The following is a 19,171-nucleotide window of genomic DNA, read 5'->3' as shown; positions in this document are numbered from 1 at the left end:
CAAATGTGTCAATCCTGCGATCGTCCGCGCGAGCGGATCAGCCGCCTTCGTCACGGCCCGGAAGGGGCAGTTCGGCCAGCAGCAGATCGCGCGCGGCGTTGGCTTCCTGCATCGCGGCATTGGTGCCGCCCCGGTCGGGATGCACCAGCGCGGTCAAGCGGCGGTGCGCGGCGATCACCTCTTCGCGGCTCGCCCCGGCCTCCACTCCCAGCAGGCTGCGGGCGCGCCGCAGCGCTGCCCTGCGGGCGGTTTCCCCACGCAGATAGTCCCACGGCCAGCGCCCCAGCGCCCAGCGGCAAACGACGCTGAGCGCGATAGCGACAATGAACGCCTTCAGCAGCATCAGGCCAACTCCAGCTCGCTCTGCGCGCGCGCGAAATCGGGCAGGTTCAGCGCCTTGACCAGCGAACGCAATTCCTGCCGGGCGACCAGATGGCTGGTGCCCAGCTCGCCCAGATGGCCCTTGTCGAGCAAGGTCAGGCCAGATGGGAACAGCTCGCGATAGATCACGCGTTCGGAAAGCCCCTGCGTCACCCGGAAGCCCACCCGCTTGGCCATTTCGGTCAGCGCCTTGTGCAGACGCGCCTGGTTGCGCGCCTCGACATGTCCGGTGCGGTTGCGCACCACGATCCAGTCCATTTCCGGGCGCTGCTGTTCAATCGTCATGCGGCTGCGCTTCATCCGCGCTTCCCAGATCAGTTCGGCAAAGAACGACAGCTTTTTCACCTTGAACGTCTCGGCATCGACTTGCCCGATCAGATCGAAATCGACGAAGCTGTCATTCATCGGTGTTACCAGCGTGTCGGCGTTTTCCACCGCGATCCGGGCATAGGCATCATCGCGGCCCGGATTGTCGATGACGAGAAAGTCGCAGCTCGCCTCCAACCGCCGGATCATGGCGAGCAGATCGCCGGTATGTTGACCACGAAACACGTCGCATGCGGGGGTTGGCAGCGTCAATCCGCGTTTTTCCAGCGTGGCCAGCCGGTTTTCGATATAGCGGTGCATCGTGCGCTGGCGCGGATCGAGATCAATCGCGGCCACCCGCGCGCCCAGATAGGACAGCGCCACCGCGACGTGCACCGCCGTGGTTGATTTGCCCGTGCCGCCCTTTTCATTGGCAAACACAATGCGGTGCGCCTGTCCGGGCCGCAACTTGCGCGGTGCCAGCGGTTGATCAGGAGCGGCGGGTGTCATGGCGGGTTACTTTCAATCGCAGGGCACATTTCAGGTCACAGGGTCAGCCGCTTGATATAGGGCGGCCAGCACCGCTAGGGCGCTCTGGTAGGGGTCTATCCTTGGAGGCGAAGCGGTGCAAACGGTCAAGACGCTCGAAATGTTGAGAACTGCCCTGGGCCAGTTGCGAGCAGGTGGGGCACGTATCGCATTGGTGCCGACCATGGGCGCGCTGCACGAAGGCCACCTGACGCTGGTGCGCCGCGCGCGCGCGGTTGCCGATCACGTCGTCGCCTCGATCTTCGTGAACCCCAGACAATTCGGCGCGAACGAGGATCTGGACGCCTACCCGCGCCAACTGGCTGCCGATGCCGCGATGCTGGCGGGCGAAGGCTGCGCACTGTTGTGGGCACCCACGGTGGAGGTGATGTATCCCACAGGGTTCGTCACCAATATCAGCGTTTCCGGTGTCAGCGAAGGGCTGTGCGGCGCCGCCCGGCCCGGCCATTTTGACGGGGTGGCAACCGTGGTGTGCAAGCTGTTCAACCAGGTGCAACCCGATGCCGCGCTGTTCGGGGAGAAGGATTTTCAACAGCTTGCGGTGATCCGGGCGATGGCGCGCGATCTTGATCTGACCCACCCGCACGCAGACGCGATCATCGGCGTGCCGACCGTGCGTGAGGCAGATGGTTTGGCGATGAGCAGCCGCAACCGCTATCTTGCGCCAAACAGCCGCGCGGCGGCGGCGGCGCTTCCGCGCGTGATGCAGGCGGCGATTGCGGCGATCGAAGGCGGAGCGAATATCGCCGCGACACTGGCAGAGATGGAGGCCGCGATCATCGCCGCAGGGTTTGCCAGCGTTGATTATGCGGTGCTGGCCGATGCCGCCACGCTCGCGCCGCTGACCGCCTTGGGCCACACCCCCGCCCGCCTGTTGGTGGCGGCGCGGATTGGCGGAACGCGGCTGATCGACAATATGGGTGTTTCGCCCGCGCTCAAGTAGCGAAGCGGTAGCGCGACAAGCACGCCACTAAATCCTAACATCCCAAAACAGCGTTGACGCGCGCCCCTGCCTGATGGCATTGGCGCAGCCGAGCGGGCGGGTATAGCTTAGTGGTAAAGCACCAGCCTTCCAAGCTGGCTATGCGGGTTCGATTCCCGCTACCCGCTCCACAATTCCCGAAAAGCCGCAGAAAACCGCCAATCCGGAGGCGGCATGCGCACCTATTCCCCCATAGCTTCTCACACAGCATCTCACACGGCTGAGCGTCTTGATCTTGGCTGGCAGCGGCCGGCCGGGATCCTGCAGGCCATAGATTTTTTCTATGATGCCGGTGATCCGCCCTTCGCTATCGGTCTGCACCAGCGCTGCCGCGATCTCGATCACCTGATCCGTTTCCGGATCAAGTCCGTCAGTCTCGGTATCGACTACTGCGATGGTCGGCCCCGGATTTTCAGGGTTCCCCATTTTCGGCCAGTCATCCAGCCGAGCGATGGGACGAAGAATGCGCACCGCCGCGTCGGAGGTCCCATTGGCGCTTTCGCCTGCGGTATTCGTTATTCCGTTCATGCTTTACCTCGTCATAGCGAGGCGGCCGAAGGGCCTTTTCCCTTCTCCTACCGACCTCGCGCGGCGAGGCCCCCGACAGAGGTTTTCCTAATGAAACGGCATGGGTGGGCGAATTTGGGTGGAGATTTGGTAAAAATGGGGGCTAAGGGCAATCTAAGCGGCAGCTTGGTTGTCGATGATGGCAATACACCTAATCATCTCCACGAAGTTTAACACCTGTCACTGCTGCAGTGTATTCAGGATTAGATAAATTATAAGGAACGCCATCAATTGCTGTGGTGTAATCGCTTTCGAGGTAGAACTCCGGAATGGCGTAACAATCTCGATAGCTTTGACCAGGTGGAATTATACGGTCCGAGCCGATGATCTGGGAATTGTATTCAGTCGAATAACCAGAGTCTATCACGATTAATTCAAATCCAACGTTGAGTGCTGCTTTATCCGATACATTGGTGAGGCTTACACTAAGAGGGAAATTAGTAGGACAATCGTTCTGTATGGCGTTAATTTCAGCCAAGATAGCATCTTCATTGAACTTCGGTTGGCCCTTCGTCACGAGCTCGGCAATTACAAAAATTCCGAGCGATGCGATTGCTATAATGCTAAGAATTCCCACAAAGCGACCGACCTCACTCCATCCGCTCTCATGATGAACGCCTCCAACCATCTTGCTTCCCTTATCTTGGTGTTTGCCCATAAGTAACATCTGGAAGTCGAGTAGCTAAATTTTCAACGTATTACAGAATTTTTTCGTCTCGTTGACCGACGAAATCAACCGGCCTCACTTTGGAGCGCGGGCCCATCTTGAGCTAAAGGCTCAATACCAGAACACCAAACGCTACTGGCTTCCACCCTTTCGGCTTTCCAACTCGAGCTTTACGACCGCTGACTCCCGGGCGCTACAGACTTGAATCGGCGACTCATCGCTCTGCCACGTCATCCCTTTCATGACCGTGCAGAAGCACCGCCAGTAGTCCTGATGAAACCACACTGATGCGGGGCAGGACGCGCAGGCAGTCTGTGGGGGTGCATCGGCACCGTGGTCTTGCATGAGCCGGAACGCCTCCGGCTGAAAGGTCGTGTATCGCCCTACAATTTTGGCGGGCTGGGCGGGCGTTGTTGCACTCATCACATTCTCCTTATGGTTGGGGCGTTCATGGCGCAATGGTGGAGCGACCACCTTGACGGGCTGCGGAAGGGGGCAGAAGTCGTGCCGATCAAGGCGGGGAAGCGGTGATCGGCGAAAAAAACTGCAACTCGCCGACGATACGTAAGCGATCAAAGAATTTCTACGTCGTTTCAGCCTTTTATACCTAAGAGAGTTGCCCACCGCTCGCCGCAAACCCGCATAACTCGCTGGCGGATCATTTGTGCACAAACCGCATTTTCTTCGATATATCAGTTGAATGTAACCCGAATTCGCGGGGTAGGGTGTGCTCGCTGTCCCTCAATTGCGCAGTTCGGATTCAATGCCTCGGACGCTTTCAGCTTGGCGCCTTTAGACGTTTGCCCAGAACGGAGCTTCCGGCAGGCTGGACTGTAAAGCCTGGATCGGGTTCTGGCGGTTCAACGGCACACAATATGTCAGCCATTGGCAGTTTGCCGAAAGGAATGATTGTGCGGGGCGGAAGACAGCAGCCCGACCATCCAATCGAAGACGGCAGTTCTCGACCCAGAGCACGAACCCGCTTCGCGGGAGGGTCGCTTGGTGTGAGGTCGTCTGGTATTGTCGAGGCTTTGAGAGCGGCGACGTCGCTTGTGAGGGTGGAGTTCCTTCAATGGAGAGGAACTCATCATGGATACCATCACTACCGCTGTCCCGAGCAATTCCCTGCGCGAGCGTATGTTGCAAGACATGACGATGCGTGGCTTTGGCGATCACACGCAGAAGGACTACATCCGGCACGTTCGATCATTTGCCGCGTTTCTCGGCCGGCCTCCCGATACGGCGACGATTGAAGATCTCCGGCGTTTTCAGATCGATCAGCATGAGCGCGCAATCAGCCCTGCAACGATCAACGGGGCCGTATCGGCACTGCGGTTCCTATTCAGTATTACCCTCAAGCGACCGGAGATGGCACTGGGGCTGGTCGTCGTTCGCTGCACCCCCAAGCTCCGAGAGGTCTTGAGCGTCGAGGAGGCCGCACGGTTGATCGAGGCGGCGCCCGGCATCAAGTACAAGGCCGCATTCAGCGTCGCCTACGGCGCGGGCCTGCGCGTGTCCGAGGTGACCCACCTCAAGATCGGAGACATCGACAGCGAGCGTATGATCATCCGTGTCGAGCAGGGCAAGGGACGCAAGGACCGTAACGCCATGCTTTCCCCGCACCTGCTGGATTTGCTTCGTCAGTGGTGGCGCGAAGGCAAGCGCCGCGGGGTGATGCTCCCCAATGGCTGGCTGTTCCCAGGCCGCAGCTGCACCGATCCGATCTCGGCGCGACAGTTGAACCGCGCCGTGCATGAGGCGGCCGAGTTCGCCGGGATCCATAAGCGCGTGAGTCCACACACATTGCGCCATTCGTTTGCCACTCACCTGCTCGAGCAGGGTGTCGATATCCGCGTGATCCAGGTGCTGCTGGGCCATACCAAGATCGACACCACCGCCATTTACACCAAGGTATCATCCAGAACGATGCAGGCGGTGGCGAGCCCGCTCGATCATATCTTCAGCTTGATGGAAGGTCGGAAGCGAACGGTATCGCCGCCCGGTTGAACCGGTGCGCACCTCGATCGAGGTCGCCGACATCTTCCGGAGTGCCGGGCTTGCGTATCGCGCAGCCCATGCCGGGCATCTCAGCCTCGGCCAGCTCAAGGTCATGGCGGCCATCGAGAACTGCCGCACCGCCGCGCTGGGCGGCCACGTCGAGGCCTGCGATGACTGCGGGCACTGGCGGATCGCCTACAACTCCTGCCGTAACCGGCATTGCCCTAAATGCCAGGGTGCAGCGGCGCGCACCTGGCTGGCCGCGCGCGAAGCCGATCTGTTGCCAGTGGGATACTTCCACGTCGTGTTCACGCTGCCGGCCGAGATCGCGGATATCGCGTGGCAGAACAAGGCGGTGGTCTATGATCTGCTGTTCCGCGCGGCTGCGGACACGATGCTGACCATCGCCGCCGATCCCAAGCACCTCGGCGCGCGGGTCGGCATCACCGCCGTATTGCACACCTGGGGATCGGCACTGACCCACCACCCGCATGTGCACATGATCGTGCCAGGGGGCGGCATCGCGCTCGATGGCACGCGCTGGATCTCGTCACGCCCGGCATTCCTGCTACCGGTGCGGGTGTTGGGCGCATTGTTCCGCCGGCTGTTCCTCACTCGCCTGCTGGCATTGTTCGATGCCGGCAAGCTGGCCTTCTTCGGTCAGCTCGCTGAGCTCGCCGATCGGCGCGCATTATTGCGTCATCTCTCACCTGTCCGCAAAAAACGCTGGGTGGTCTACGCCAAAGCGCCCTTTGCAGGACCGCAGGCGGTGCTGGCCTATCTCTCGCGCTACACCCACCGCGTCGCCATATCGAACCAGCGGCTCCTTGCCTTCGACGAGCGCGGTGTGACGTTCCGTTACAAGGATTACCGCCGTGACGGGGCCGAACGCCAGCAGGTCATGTCGCTGGCGACCGACGAGTTCATCCGCCGCTTTCTGATCCATGTCCTGCCGCGGGGCTTCCACCGCATTCGTCATTACGGCCTGCTGGCCAGTTCGACGCACAAGGTCGCCATGGCGCTCGCCCGCAAGCTGCTGGGCATTGCTGCACCAATCGAGGAGCCCGAACCGGATGAACCGCCCGACCACCGCCCGCCATGCCCATGCTGCGGTGGGCACATGACCATCATCGAGGCCTTTGCCCGTTCGTACCAACCGCGTGCACCGCCTACGCCAGCACTCCCCGCCCGGAGACACACGCCATGATCCGGCATGGCTCGCCCTGCAAGACGGTCAGATCCATGGGGACCCGGTCGATGCCCCCGCGCATGCCCGGCCCAGAATTAGCCCGGGCGCAGGGCGTGGTCGCCAGCAAATCCAATGCCGTTTGCAACCCGATACCCTACGAAACCACTCCGATCCGACCATTGGCTACACTGCCGCATCACGAGCGCCCGCCGCCCCAGACAATCCCAAAGCCGCTTTACCCATAGACCAGCGCGTGCGGACCGCGGGTTCCTGCACTGGAGGCTTTCGTACGCAAGCGGCCGAAACCCTTCACAGATCCGGTCGTTCACGATCGCCTGATTGAACGTCTGGCCCTGCCACAAACTGCCGCTAAGGCAGTCCGGGGCTTACGGTCGCAAATGCGCCTTCACTCCTGTCACTTGCGGTTGCGACTAATGTCTCCAGAAGCCGACATTCACTGCGCATCCAGCCTGAAGGTTGGGCGGCGGGACGCAATGCTTCGTGCACGGCGGTGGGATTGCTGCTAAGCCTGCGACCTGATGCCGCAAAGAAGCCCTCCCCAAGCAGGTGGCGACAGGCTCGTCGGGAAGGTCTTGCACACCGGGAAGGCGGAACAACGTATCGCTTGGGCACCCACCAAATCGGGCGGCACGGCGATATCGCCGGTTCCGATTGTAGGCATCGGCGCATCGGCCGGAGGGCTGGATGCCATGGCCCGGCTGCTCGATGCGATGCCGTCCGATACGGGTATGGCTTTCTTGCTTGTGCAGCATCTTGATCCCCACCACCCCAGCCAGCTAGCGGAGCTGCTCGCCACCCATACGGCTATGTCGATCTGCGAGGCGGCGGAAGGCATGGCGGTCCTCGCCGATGCGATCTATGTCTGCCCGCCGGGCCAGTTCATGGCGATCCGGTTCGGTGTGCTGCATCTGTCGCGCCCTCTGGCAGGCGATCATACCCGCCTTCCCATCGATTTCCTTGTGCGTTCGATGGGAGAGGAATGCGGTCCGCGTTCTGTCTGCATTATCCTGTCGGGCACCGGCAATGATGGCAGCGGCGCGCTGCCGACCCTGCACGACAGCGGCGGATATATCATCGTACAAGACCCGGATGAGGCCGAGCACGACGGGATGCCGCGCAGCGCGGTGCTGACCGGGCTGGCTGATGCGGTAGAGCCGCTTATCCGGATACCGCAGGCTCTGGCAAAAATCGGACAGCAGATCATCCACGCGGCCGCTCGCAGGATGCAGCCCGCAGGCTATGAGGCCGGCGATATCCAGACCATTATCGCGCTGCTGCAAGGCAAGGTCGGGCAGGATTTCAGCGCCTACAAGCGCGGCACGCTTGAGCGGCGGATCCATCGACGCATGGGCCTCAGCGGCCTGCCGGCAGGGGCGATTGCGCGGTATCGTGACGAACTGGCCCGCAACCACGAAGAATGCCTTGCGCTGGCCGAGGACCTGCTGATCAACGTCACCAGCTTTTTCCGCGATCCATCAGTTTTCGATGTGCTCGAGGGCAGTGTCATCCCCGATTTGCTCGCCAACCTCGCCCCCGATCAGGCGCTGCGTGTCTGGGTAGCGGGGTGCAGCACGGGAGAAGAAGCCTATTCGCTGGCGATGATTATGCGCGATGCGATCGTGGCGGGGCGGCGCGATATCAAGCTGCAGGTCTTCGCTTCCGACATTGATGCACAGGCCATCGCCGTGGCGCGTGAGGGTCTGTACGCGCACGCGATCAAGGATGAAATTTCGGCCGACCGGCTGGCGCGCTACTTTGTTGAGGAAGAAGGCGGCTACCGCGTGACCCCGGCCTTGCGCGGATCGGTAGTGTTCACCGTGCAGGACGTGCTGACCGACCCGCCCTTTTCGCGGATGGATCTGGTATCCTGTCGCAATCTGCTGATTTACCTGAAGCCCGAGGCGCAGGCCAAGGTCATCGGCCTATTCCACTTCGCCTTGCGCGAAAACGGCGTGCTGCTGCTCGGCATGGCAGAAACCCCCGGCAATGTGGCTGACCGGTTTGCCGTGCTGCACAAGCCCGAGCGCATCTACCGTCACATTACCAAAAGCAAGCCGGGCGAGCCGGGCTTTCCGCTCAGCTTTGTCGAAAGCATCCCCAGGCTGACCGCCTTTGAAAGCAAGCAGCAACTGACCCGGCAGGCGATGCTCGCCAATCTGTGCCGCGATGCGGTGCTCGAAGGCTTTGCGCCTGCCAGCCTGCTGATCAACGCGCAGCGCCAGTGCATCTATTCGATCGGCCCGGTCAGCCGCTATCTGCGCTTTGCCAGCGGCCCGCCGACGCTGGATCTCTTGGCGCTGGCACCGGATGAACTGCGCGGCACCTTGCGGCATGCCCTTTCGCGCGCAAACCCATCACAGCCCCTGATCGAGACTGGCCCGTGCCAGACCAGCGTGGACGGAGCGCCGGTGTCCTTCACGATCCAGGTTCGCTTCATCGCAAATGATGGCGAAGACCTGCAATTGGTCAGCTTCATCGAGCAACCAGCCCTGCCGGCCGTTAACGCAGCCTTCGCCGGCGAAGACAGCACAGCGCAGGTGCGCGAGCTGGAACGAGCGCTGGAGGCTGCCCATGCCGATCTCCTCAGCGCGGTCCAGAGCCGCGATGCGCTGGTGCTGGAACAGCGGGCGATCAATGACGAGGCGCTGTCGGTCAACGAGGAGTTCCAGTCCACCAATGAAGAACTGCTGACTTCAAAGGAAGAACTGCAATCGCTCAATGAAGAACTGATCGCGCTCAACAGCCAGCTTCAGGAGACTTTGGATCGCCAGCGGATCGCATCGGACGATTTGCAGAACATTCTCTACAGCACCAATGTGGCGACCTTGTTTCTTGATCAGAAACTGCGAATTCGCTTTTTCACGCCTGCCACCAAGACCTTTTTCAGCGTCATTCCCGGCGATATCGGCCGTCCTCTCGCTGATCTGCAATCGCTGGCTGATGACGATGACCTGCTGACGGATGCCGCAGTGGTGCTGCACGACAGCACAACGATCGAGCGCGAGATCAGCGGACCTGCGCAATCGTGGTTCCAGCGCCGCATCTTTCCTTACCGCACCCATGATGACGGGGTGGGGGGCGTGGTCATCACCTTCAGCGACATCACCGAACGCCGCCGGACGGCGGCCGCGCTCGACGAAGCCCGGAAAGCGGCGGAACAGTCAAATCGCGGCAAGTCCCGGTTTCTGGCCGTTGCGAGCCATGACCTGCGCCAGCCCTTGCAATCGCTCGGGCTGATCCAGACCATGCTGCAGGAAAGTGTCGATGATCCTCGGGCACAGGAACTCGTCGAGCGGTCTGGCGTCTTGCTGGACGCCATGTCGGGGATGCTCAATTCACTGCTCGACATCAACCAGATCGAGTCTGGCGTGCTGCAAGTCAGCAACGCCGCGTTCTCGGTCGCTGAACTGTTCGAGCGGCTGCGGGCCGAGGTCCAGCCGCTGGCCGAGGCGCAATCGCTGGAACTGCGGGTGATGCCCAGCACCGCCATTCTCCTGACCGATCCGCGCCTGCTGGAAGTGATGCTCCGCAATCTGCTTGCCAATGCGGTCAAATACACGGCGCCGGGCGGGCGCATTCTGCTGGGTTGCCGCCTGCATGGCGAACAGCTGCGCATTGAAGTGTGGGACACCGGGATCGGCATCGCGGCCGATCAGTTGCACCCGATCTTCGATGAATTCCATCAGGTCGATAACCCCGTCCACGAGCGCGAGCGCGGGTTTGGCCTCGGGCTGACGATTGTTCGCGAATTGGGGCAATTGCTGGGCTTGGAGGTCGCGGTGCACTCGCACCTGGGCAAGGGTTCAAAGTTTGCGGTGGTGGTCGCGCGCGGGTTGCCGAGTGACCCGCCAAACAGGCTGTCTGCCTTGCCGGCGCCGGAACTCTCAACCGGGTGCACCATTGCGTTGGTCGAGGATGATCCGGATGTCCGCGATGCTCTCCAAGATCTGCTCACGCGGGCAGGGCACACCGTCATTTCGGCGCGGGATGGCAATGCTGCGCTTGCGCTGGTCGGGCAAGGAGCGATCGTGCCCGATCTTGTGCTGACCGATTACAACCTCCCCGGCGGCATGAATGGCCTGGAAGTGCTGGCGGGCCTGCGCAACGTGCTCAAGCAGGATGTGCCTGGCATCGTGCTGACGGGCGATATCGCTCAGGATACGCTGGCCGAGATCGAATTGGCCGATTGCATGCTGCTCAGCAAACCCGTGGCCGCCGATGACCTGCACGCCGCGATCCGCGCCTTATCCCCACCTGACCGCGCGCCGCGCCAGCCGGAGAGGCAGGGCCCGGTGCACCTCATCTGCATTGTCGAGGACAGCCCCGACATCAGCAACGCCATGCGCAGCGTGCTTGAGCATGAAGACTGGCCGGTCATCACCTATCCGAGTGCGGAGACATTTCTAGCCGCCGAGCAGGCCGACCGCGATCAGTGCCTGATCATCGACACCAATCTTCCTGCCATGAGCGGGATAGCGTTGATTGAGCAGTTGCGGGCCGAGGGAAACCCTGTTCCGGCAATCCTCATCACCGGCACCGGGGACATTGCCATGGCCGTGCAGGCCATGCGGTCTGGCGCGAGCGACTTTATTGAGCGTCCGGTCAGCCGCAGGGATTTGCTCGACAGCATAGAACGCGCGCTCTCGCAAAGGTCTTCCGGTCTTGGGCGCGGTGCTGCCACAGATGCGTTTCAAAGCCGGATGGCGGCTTTGACCCCGCGCCAGAAATCCGTGCTCGATCTGGTGATCGCAGGCCAGCCGAGCAAGAATATCGCGGCCGATCTCGGGATATCGCAGCGCACCGTCGAAAGCCACCGCGCCCACATCATGCGGCGCATGGGCGTGCGCACCATCCCAGATTTGGTCCGTGCGGTCGTTTCAGCACGCCCTGCCTGAACTTGCGGCTGCATTTACAACCTGTGTTTGCGTAGATTCCGAGTCTGCCGAAAGGCCCTTTATGGGCCCACACCAATCTCGCGACCCCGACTAGGGCGTCCGGGAAAAACGTCAGTCCCTGTTGTTCCTCCCGGACGCCCGCTTTTTTTCAGGAAAGGTGGGCCATGTTGAAACCTGCATTCGGACTTGTGTCGGCAGCATTGCTGGCGGGCTGCGTCAGCGACATGCCATATGGTAAGGATCGCAATGACTGGTCACGTTACGATTATGACCGGCCCGATCCGACCTATGGCAATTACTATGCCGACCGATATCACCGCGATGATCCGCGCCGCTATCGGGAACGCCAGCTCAAGCGCGACGAGCGGATCTATCGTGGTCAGGATGGACGATATTACTGCCGTCGATCGGATGGGACGACCGGGCTGATTGTCGGCGCGGTCGCTGGCGGCGCTTTGGGCAATGTCATCGCGCCCGGCGGTTCGGAACTTGTCGGCACGATTCTTGGAGCCATCGGCGGCGGCGTAGCGGGCCGCGCCATTGATCGCAGCCGTGAGGTCCGGTGCCGCTGAGGCAGAGCAGAGCCACAGGGGGGAGAGAAGCAATGCTGTATGCCATCATCGCAATTCTGGTGCTGCTGTGGCTGGTGGGATTGGCCACATCAACCACCATGGGTGGCTTGGTTCACCTGTTACTCATCATCGCGCTTTTCGGCTTCGTCGTGAATGTGATGAGCCCGAAAGCCAACTAATACTGGCCGATGATCCCTAAATTCAACTCCAATCGGGAGCATACCAAATGCCGTTAATCAATCTTATCGTCGTTTTGATCGTGGTCGGGGTCATCCTGTTCCTGATCAACAACTATTTGCCGATGGACGGGAAGATCAAGACCATCCTCAATGTGGTGGTCGTGATCGCGGTCATCCTGTGGCTTTTGCAGGCCTTCGGCATTCTCGGTTCGCTTAGCGGGATCAACGTCTGACGCTGACCGCATTACCGCGCTGTCACACGAAGTGCGCACGATACCAAGGCAGAGCTGTTCTGCAAGCATCAAAGGAGACTTCCCATGGGTGAATTCACCGACAAGGCCAAGGGTGCCGCCAACGAAGCGATCGGCAAGACCAAGTCTGCCGCCGGACGCGCGACCGACAACCCCGAACTGGTCGCCAAGGGCCTGGCCCAGCAGGGCAAGGGCAAGGCCCAGCGCTTCACCGGTGCAGTCAAGGGCGCGCTCGGCGACAAGATCTAGTCCGCCCCGGCACGTCCCCGCGCCAAACACCCTGATCTCCCGTGATTTGACGGGCACCACAAGGATCTCACCATGCTCAACTCCCCCGCAGAAGGCTTGTCCGGTCAATTCAAAGACAGCGTCGATACCGCCGCCGAAGCGCTGAAGACCGCAGCATCCAGCACGCACGAATTCACCGAGGAAGCCGGAGAGGTGCTCGCCACCGCGACGACCGAGATCACCAAGCTGGCCGAAAGCCTGCGCACCCATGCGGTCAATGCCGCTAAGGATGCGGCAAGCTTTGCCAAGCATGAAGTCGAGGCCCACCCGCTGGCGTCGCTGGCGGCTGCGCTCACAGCGGTTGTCGCGATCATGGGCCTGATGGCGGTTACCCGGCGGAGCAAGCTTCCGGCGCAATGACCGTCTTGAGGCCGAAAGGCTGCCTGCCTACACCTTCAACGGGAGAACTTTATGTCTCAGACATCGCACGACACATCAACGCTGAACAACCTGATCGCGACCACCTTCGACAGCGTCGAGGGCTATAGGGAGGCAGGGAAGAATTCGCAGGGTGATCGCTTTGCTGCCATGTTTAATGCACGCGCGGTCGAACGCGAGTCCATCATTGCGACGCTACGCGGCGAAGTCACTCGTCTGGGCGGCAAACCAGAAGATGATGGCACTGTGCTTGGCGGTGCCCACCGCATGTTCCTCAACCTCAAATCGGTGGTCACTGGCCGGGACGAAAAAGCCATCATCAGCGAGGTCGAGCAGGGCGAAGATCACATCAAGGACAGGTTCGAAGATGCGATTGCCGACACCGAACTGTCACCCGGAGTCTTGCACACGATCCGCGAATGCTATGCCTCGATCAAGCAGGGCCATGACCAGATGCGCGATCTGAAGCAGTCGATGGCGTGAAGTTCCTGCCCTGCGCATGGTGACGGCTGAGGCCATCGCCGAGCGCAGGGCACCAATGGCTTATTGCTGCGCTCGTGAAACTGGCACTAGCGGGCGCAGCAGTAAGTTTTTTCGTCAAGGTCACAGCGATAGAGGCTGGCTAGCTTGGGTGCGGCTCGGCACTGTATTGCATTTTCATCAGCGCCGAATTTTGTCTGTAAAAAAAATTCAAAGTCTATTTTTAGCTCATAATATATGCTGTTTTTTTCATGAATACTGATCTAAATCATCAATATAATTTGAATTACATTTTATATAATAGGCATCAATAAATTCCCAAATTAGACAAGGAAGCATTATGTCTATCAAAAACAATTCAATCTATATGAGTTTTTGTTGTAAGAGGCTGTCGACATTGCGATCGAATGCTTCTGTAGGAACGATAGCTCTGGCTGCACTGGCCATGCCTTCGATGGCTGCAGCGCAAAACGAATGCGGGGTCGCGACGCTCGGCGGGGGCACTGTGGTGTGCACCGCAGCTGGCAATTCCTATCCCGGCGGCATCACCTATGTTTCGCCGACCGACGACTTGACGGTCGTGCTGAACAACGGCGTGATCGTCGACACGGCCACGCCTGCTGTTTCGGCCGTGTAGGTGACCGGCGGCGCTGACGCTGGCGTCACGATGGCGGGAGGATCAGCCTCCTCGATCACCGCCAGCGGTGCCGGGGCCAACGCGGTCAGCGTGATTGCGGGTGACAATGCCCAGGCGACGTTGACCGGCCAGATCCAGGCAACCGGTGCGGGTGCGGATGCCGTGGTGGTGACAGGCGGGAATCTAGCCACGGTTACTGTCGGCGCCAACACGATTATCTCTGCAGCCGATGGCAATGGCATAACGATAACCTCAGCCAATGGCAGCACTCTTAACAATGACGGTGTGATCGGGATCAACAATTCCGGCTTTGCCGTGGCAGCCTTTGGCGGCCCGCTGCGGATCAACAACACCGGAACCCTCACCAGTGACATCCGCTTCACCAGCGGGGCTGATGTGGTGAACAATACCGGCACCTTCGTGGTCGGCCTCAACCCCGATTTCGGCGCGGGCGCGGATGTGTTTGGCAACAGCGGCACGGTGCGCTTCCTCGGCGGAGCGACGACCCCTGTCTCCCGCATCTTCACCGGGCTGGAAACCTTCAACAACACCGGCGGACTGATTGATCTGCGCAACGGGATTGCTGGCGATGTGCTGACCTTGCCGGGAATATTCTCCGGCACAGGCGACAGCACGGTGGGCCTTGATGCCAATCTCTCGGGCGCTGGCCTTGCCGATCGCCTCGTGATCGGCGGCGCAGCGACAGGTTCGACCGCGCTGGTGGTCGACGTTAGCGGCCCTGCTACACTCAATCCGGGAGTGGTGCTGGTCGAGGCCGGTGCCGGAACGCAGGCTGGCGCCTTCGCGCTGGACGGCGGATCGCGCAATTTCGGCTTGATCGAGGCGGATCTGGTGTTTGATCCTGCATCAAACACCTTCGCGCTGGTGGGTGCGCCAAGCATCGCTGTTTACCGCGCGGCGGGATTTGGCGATGCGGCGCGCAATCTCTGGTACAAGTCCGCCGATACCTGGTCGGCTCATATGCGCTCCCTGCGTGACGGGGCCTGGGGCAGCGGTGCCGGTTCGCCCGGCGGCGGGCTGTGGGTGCAGATGCACGCTTCGCGCGACAATCGCGACAGCGTGGTCGCGGTCAACAACTTCGGCCTCGCGCGCAGTTTCGATCTCGGGTTTCAGCAGGATTACTTTGGCGGCCAGGCCGGCTTTGATTTCGGTGGGCGCGCGGGGGATGATGGCAATTTCGCTTTCGGGGTGACCGGCGGCTACATCAATTCCCGCGTGAATTTCGCCGATGTGACGGATCGACTGTCGTTCGATGCCTTCAACGGCGGCGCCTATGCTACGGTCAATTCGGGCAGCCTCTTTGTCAGCGTGCTGGGCAAGTATGATTACTACAAGGCCAACTCCACCAGCCAGTCGGGCCAATATGCCGCCAAGCTGAAAGGCGATGCCTATGGCGCGCAGGCCGAAGTCGGTTTCCGGCTGGGATCTGACAAGTTCTTTGTCGAACCCATCGCAACGATTGCCTATGTCCGCACCAATCTGAATGATCTCGACGTCCAGAATGCCGTCATCGATTTCCGCAATGCCGATGGGTTTCGCGGCAAGCTCGGCGCAAGGCTGGGGGCGAGCATTGCCGGTTCGGGCGCGAATGCGGTCGTGCTTTATGCAGGCGGCAATTACGTCCACGAATTCAGGGATGATGACAATATCGACTTCATCAGCGGCGGTCAGACGATCCGCATCGCCAATCCTGCGCGCGGCGATTACGGCGAAGGCGTGATCGGCGTGAACATCAGCGCGACCAACATGGTCAGCGGGTTCATCGAGGCCAATGGTGCCAAGGGCAGTGAATTTGATGCCTTTGGCGGACGGGCTGGATTGCGCATCCGGTTCTGAGGTCTCAAGCCTGACCCTTGCCTATGCCGATGCTGCCCCGACAGGGCGGCATCGGCATATCGCATATTCGGGAGAGGAGCCCGGCATCGCCCGGTCAATCCTGCGGCAATCAGGCGTATTTTCTGATCCGCTCGTGCAGGTAGTTGCCATCAAATCCGGCGATCTCGGCGAGCTTGCCCGAATCGATGATCTTCAGCGATCCGCGGCTCAGTTCCATGACGCGGGCTGTCTTCAGAACCTTCAGCACCCTGTTCACGTGCACCGGGGTCAAGCCCAGCGCATCGGTCAGCACCAGCTGGGTCAGCGGCATGAGGCATTCGTCATCGGTGGCAAGGCCGATATTGCGCATCCGGATATACAATTCGCACATTAGATGCGCCACGCGCTCAACGCTCTTGCGCCGTCCCATGCTGACGATCCAGGCCCGCAGGATGCTTTGATCCACCAGCTGCGACCACACCAGAACGCCTGCGTCAGCGCCGGGCGCGCCTGCACCAGCGCCTCCATCTGCACGCGCGGCAGCGAAGCCACCTTGGCCTTGGTCAGCGTCATGATGTTGTGATCAATCGCTTCAAGCACGGCGATATGAATGTCGCAGAAATCGCCCGGAAGCATGAAGGACATGATCTGCCGTCCGCCATCGGGCAGAATCTTGTAACCGCAGGCCCAGCCTTCGAGGATGACGAACACCGGATCGGGTTCATCGCCTTCGCGGATCAGGTGAAAATTGGCGGGCAACTCGCGGATATTGGTGCATGCTTCTGCCAACAGGATGATCTCCTCGCTGCCGAGAAGACCATATCCGCTGAGGTGTTTGATAAAGGCGTTGGACATGTTTACTCCGTCTGCAGCTTTATCGGATTGGCGGCCGTCCAGATTAACTTAGGTTGTGCCTGACATTGTTGGCGGGGCCATAACGGCCGCTCTGGCGGAGCTCATATTCAGGCGCGCGGCGCCAGATTGCGACATCGCATGCAAGCCTGATTTTTCGATCGGCCTCATTCTATGAACCATTACCCACCCAAAAGCGAGAACGCTGCCCAGCGGCAGGAACCCGATGCTCATGGGCAGGCCGCGCTGCTGCTCGCCGAGAGCATTCTGCATGCGCTGGTGGAGACCAAAACGCTGTCACTTGCAGCGGCGCTCTCGGTGATCCAGACCACTTGCGAAGTGAAGATCGAAGTGGCCGAGCGCGCAGGCGAATCCAGCACGCGGATGCATGAATCGCTGGGGCTGCTGATGGCCATGTCCAAAAGCTTTGCCGCCGATGCGCCATAACTCAGCGAGACGATGCGGCGTTTGGCAATCCTGGCCTTGCGGTGTGGGAATTCAGGCGTGGGCTTTCGCTCCGGCGAGCGCGGCAAAAGAACGCGCTACCCCGCTGGCAAGGTCGCCATGGATCTGCCCCAGATGAACCATGAGGCGCAAACGCGATGGGCCGGGCTCAATATGTTCGAGCTTGGTCGCAAAGGCATTGGCAAGCCTGTGGCGCTCTCCTTCGCTTAAGCTCAGGAAAACGCACCGGGCTTTCGTGTAATGTTCTGTGAGGATAGTGTGCAAGCGGCCTGCAGCCAAGGCCCGAACCTGTATCGCTACGTCACCTGCCAGTCTTGCCTCTTGGCTCATGGGGCGCTTCATTGGGGGTTCCTTCTGAGAGGAGACAAGCGAGGCCTTGCGCCGCCAAACGGCCACGCTTTGAGCCTGCCCCGTCCCGCTTTTCTTTGCGCAAAGATCAGCGGCCGCCCTCCATCGCCTGCTTGATGCCGCGTATCCGATCATGACCCTGCCTGATGGTGACAAAGCAATCACGAATGACCCGGGCGGCTTGCGAGGAAAGATCGGGGTTGTTCATCGCTGTTTCGAACTTCGCCTTCAGATGATCTTCGCCGCGCGCGATCGCATCGATGACGGCTCTGTCATCTCTGCTGCCAAAAGCCGATTTCAGATGGGCGACTATGCGATGTGCGCCTGCAAACAAGGTCCCGCCTTGTTCCGGCTTGCCGCCGAGCCTGCGAACCTCGCTTTGCAGCGCGGTGCGGATCGATTGGCGCTCAAGAATGCGCTCACTGAACGCAGACATGAAGCGGGCCGTGTTTGGTTTGGCCTTCGCCTCGGTATATCCATCGATGTTATCGGCTGTTGCCGCCAACAGGTCATTGATTTCCGTGATATCTATGTTGGCAAAGGGCAAAAGATGATCCTTATTGAGAGGGGGGGCCTGCGCAGTCTTTGGCCTTCAACGCACAAACTTCGCGCATGGCAGCGGCGCTTTGTGGCGCGGTCACTTTGATGGCGGCCATTTGATGGGCGCAAGGCAACTCATCAAGATCCAAGGCCCTTCCTGCCTTTTAGCTTGGCGGCTTGTGAAGGTCGGGGAGCCAGCCGGGGACGCCTGATTTCAGCACCCCCGGCCAGATTTCCGGATCAGCCCTGCTGCTGATCGGTCTGCTCGGCCTGACCCTGCTCCATCTGGAGATTGATGGCCTTCATCTTGCCGCCATCGCCCTTGGAGGTTTCGTAGCCGTAGCGCTCGTCGACCTTGGGTTCCTGGCCCTGCTGCTGCAGATCGGCCTTGGCGAAGGCCATGGGCTCACCACCCTTTTCGGGCGCAATCATTCCGGCACCCTTGCTGCTGTCATAGCTCTTAATCTTGCCGTAATTCGTCATCGACATATTCCTTTTATATTTCACATCAATCTATCATAGATTGCATGCAGCCAACATCAGAGGAAAGTATTTCGTTAAAGAAATAATAAAACCCTATTTGGCACTCTCAAAATAATGAATTTTGTGATTTTTTCAAAGAGTATATTTATTTATTTCATGATTTAGATTAAATGTACGGGATTTTGCTCCTGAATTTTACGATTTCACCCAAGCTAGTGGATTGACCGGAACGAAAGAGTCCATTTAGGGATTCCCAGAGGCTTGCCGACGTGCGATTCAGGGAGGATGCGCGATGGTATCACTTTCT

At 60.2% G+C, this 19,171-nt stretch carries 22 protein-coding genes and 1 tRNA gene; 14 read left to right on the top strand and 9 right to left on the bottom strand.

The genetic code is table 11. The features are described from left to right. Positions 1-37 precede the first annotated feature (37 nt). Together ABIE62_RS13710 and ABIE62_RS13705 are read right to left on the bottom strand one after the other, a co-directional pair. Positions 38-343: a J domain-containing protein gene (locus tag ABIE62_RS13710; protein WP_354326825.1), complete on the bottom strand. Its 306-nt coding sequence runs from the start codon at positions 341-343 to the stop codon at positions 38-40. Then, entirely contained in the window at positions 343-1,197 is an 855-nt protein-coding gene (locus ABIE62_RS13705; RefSeq protein ID WP_354326823.1) for a division plane positioning ATPase MipZ, read from the bottom strand. The genes ABIE62_RS13710 and ABIE62_RS13705 overlap by 1 nt, the downstream gene beginning before the upstream one ends. A 115-nt stretch (positions 1,198-1,312) precedes the next feature. Between ABIE62_RS13705 and panC the strand changes: the two genes are divergently transcribed. Then, positions 1,313-2,179 carry a pantoate--beta-alanine ligase gene (panC, locus tag ABIE62_RS13700; protein ID WP_354326822.1) on the top strand — a complete coding sequence of 289 codons (867 nt, stop codon included), beginning with the start codon at positions 1,313-1,315 and terminating at the stop codon, positions 2,177-2,179. 96 nt (positions 2,180-2,275) lie between these two features. After that, positions 2,276-2,349: transfer RNA gene (locus tag ABIE62_RS13695), tRNA-Gly, on the top strand. Here ABIE62_RS13695 and ABIE62_RS13690 read toward each other — a convergent pair. Both ABIE62_RS13690 and ABIE62_RS13685 read right to left on the bottom strand, forming a co-directional pair. Next, entirely contained in the window at positions 2,318-2,746 is a 429-nt protein-coding gene (locus ABIE62_RS13690; RefSeq protein ID WP_354326820.1) for an exonuclease domain-containing protein, read from the bottom strand. The genes ABIE62_RS13695 and ABIE62_RS13690 overlap by 32 nt on opposite strands. A gap of 190 nt (positions 2,747-2,936) precedes the next feature. Then, on the bottom strand, positions 2,937-3,443 hold the full coding sequence (locus ABIE62_RS13685; RefSeq protein WP_354326818.1) for a hypothetical protein: 507 nt from the start codon (positions 3,441-3,443) through the stop codon (positions 2,937-2,939). Between the two features lie 1,098 nt (positions 3,444-4,541). Here ABIE62_RS13685 and ABIE62_RS13680 point away from each other — a divergent pair. The 11 genes from ABIE62_RS13680 to ABIE62_RS13630 all read left to right on the top strand — a co-directional run bounded on the left by ABIE62_RS13680 (position 4,542) and on the right by ABIE62_RS13630 (position 16,197). After that, positions 4,542-5,459 carry a tyrosine-type recombinase/integrase gene (locus tag ABIE62_RS13680; RefSeq protein WP_354326817.1) on the top strand — a complete coding sequence of 306 codons (918 nt, stop codon included), beginning with the start codon at positions 4,542-4,544 and terminating at the stop codon, positions 5,457-5,459. A 4-nt stretch (positions 5,460-5,463) separates the two neighbouring features. Then, the gene (locus tag ABIE62_RS13675; protein ID WP_354326815.1) at positions 5,464-6,657 is read left to right on the top strand and encodes an IS91 family transposase; all 1,194 of its coding nucleotides are present in this window, start codon (positions 5,464-5,466) and stop codon (positions 6,655-6,657) included. A gap of 575 nt (positions 6,658-7,232) precedes the next feature. After that, positions 7,233-11,555, top strand: coding sequence for a chemotaxis protein CheB (locus ABIE62_RS13670; protein WP_354326813.1), 4,323 nt, complete (start codon positions 7,233-7,235; stop codon positions 11,553-11,555). Positions 11,556-11,719: 164 nt separating this feature from the next. Continuing rightward, positions 11,720-12,127, top strand: coding sequence for a glycine zipper 2TM domain-containing protein (locus tag ABIE62_RS13665; RefSeq protein ID WP_354326811.1), 408 nt, complete (start codon positions 11,720-11,722; stop codon positions 12,125-12,127). Between the two features lie 32 nt (positions 12,128-12,159). After that, complete coding sequence (locus ABIE62_RS13660) at positions 12,160-12,306, top strand: lmo0937 family membrane protein (RefSeq protein WP_354326809.1); 147 nt, start codon at positions 12,160-12,162, stop codon at positions 12,304-12,306. Positions 12,307-12,353: 47 nt separating this feature from the next. Then, complete coding sequence (locus ABIE62_RS13655; RefSeq protein WP_354326808.1) at positions 12,354-12,539, top strand: Thivi_2564 family membrane protein; 186 nt, start codon at positions 12,354-12,356, stop codon at positions 12,537-12,539. Between the two features lie 84 nt (positions 12,540-12,623). Continuing rightward, a complete protein-coding gene (locus ABIE62_RS13650) occupies positions 12,624-12,806 on the top strand; it encodes a CsbD family protein (protein ID WP_354326806.1) in 183 nt (60 codons plus the stop codon). Between the two features lie 72 nt (positions 12,807-12,878). Next, the gene (locus ABIE62_RS13645) at positions 12,879-13,205 is read left to right on the top strand and encodes a hypothetical protein (protein WP_354326803.1); all 327 of its coding nucleotides are present in this window, start codon (positions 12,879-12,881) and stop codon (positions 13,203-13,205) included. Positions 13,206-13,256: 51 nt separating this feature from the next. Continuing rightward, a complete protein-coding gene (locus ABIE62_RS13640; RefSeq protein WP_354326800.1) occupies positions 13,257-13,706 on the top strand; it encodes a ferritin-like domain-containing protein in 450 nt (149 codons plus the stop codon). Positions 13,707-14,157: 451 nt separating this feature from the next. Continuing rightward, a complete protein-coding gene (locus tag ABIE62_RS13635; RefSeq protein ID WP_354326798.1) occupies positions 14,158-14,340 on the top strand; it encodes a hypothetical protein in 183 nt (60 codons plus the stop codon). Next, the gene (locus ABIE62_RS13630; RefSeq protein WP_354326797.1) at positions 14,341-16,197 is read left to right on the top strand and encodes an autotransporter domain-containing protein; all 1,857 of its coding nucleotides are present in this window, start codon (positions 14,341-14,343) and stop codon (positions 16,195-16,197) included. 109 nt (positions 16,198-16,306) lie between these two features. Here ABIE62_RS13630 and ABIE62_RS13625 read toward each other — a convergent pair whose 3' ends face one another. Further along, positions 16,307-16,546, bottom strand: coding sequence for a helix-turn-helix domain-containing protein (locus ABIE62_RS13625; protein WP_354326795.1), 240 nt, complete (start codon positions 16,544-16,546; stop codon positions 16,307-16,309). A 20-nt stretch (positions 16,547-16,566) separates the two neighbouring features. Next, positions 16,567-17,031: a Crp/Fnr family transcriptional regulator gene (locus ABIE62_RS13620; protein WP_354326793.1), complete on the bottom strand. Its 465-nt coding sequence runs from the start codon at positions 17,029-17,031 to the stop codon at positions 16,567-16,569. Between the two features lie 171 nt (positions 17,032-17,202). Between ABIE62_RS13620 and ABIE62_RS13615 the strand changes: the two genes are divergently transcribed. After that, the gene (locus ABIE62_RS13615) at positions 17,203-17,475 is read left to right on the top strand and encodes a hypothetical protein (RefSeq protein ID WP_354326791.1); all 273 of its coding nucleotides are present in this window, start codon (positions 17,203-17,205) and stop codon (positions 17,473-17,475) included. A gap of 51 nt (positions 17,476-17,526) precedes the next feature. Here the strand turns inward: ABIE62_RS13615 and ABIE62_RS13610 are convergent, their stop codons facing one another. The 3 genes from ABIE62_RS13610 to ABIE62_RS13600 all read right to left on the bottom strand — a co-directional run bounded on the left by ABIE62_RS13610 (position 17,527) and on the right by ABIE62_RS13600 (position 18,864). Next, positions 17,527-17,835, bottom strand: coding sequence for a catalase-related domain-containing protein (locus tag ABIE62_RS13610; protein WP_354326790.1), 309 nt, complete (start codon positions 17,833-17,835; stop codon positions 17,527-17,529). A 94-nt stretch (positions 17,836-17,929) separates the two neighbouring features. Then, a complete protein-coding gene (locus tag ABIE62_RS13605) occupies positions 17,930-18,388 on the bottom strand; it encodes a ferritin-like domain-containing protein (protein WP_354326789.1) in 459 nt (152 codons plus the stop codon). 233 nt (positions 18,389-18,621) lie between these two features. Further along, entirely contained in the window at positions 18,622-18,864 is a 243-nt protein-coding gene (locus ABIE62_RS13600) for a cold-shock protein (RefSeq protein WP_354326788.1), read from the bottom strand. Between the last annotated feature and the right edge of the window lie 307 nt (positions 18,865-19,171).

The organism is Porphyrobacter sp. MBR-155 (assembly GCF_040547625.1).
Taxonomy (GTDB): domain Bacteria; phylum Pseudomonadota; class Alphaproteobacteria; order Sphingomonadales; family Sphingomonadaceae; genus Erythrobacter.
The sequence above is the reverse complement of the archived record's forward strand: the minus strand, read 5'-3'. Positions and strand labels throughout refer to the sequence as shown.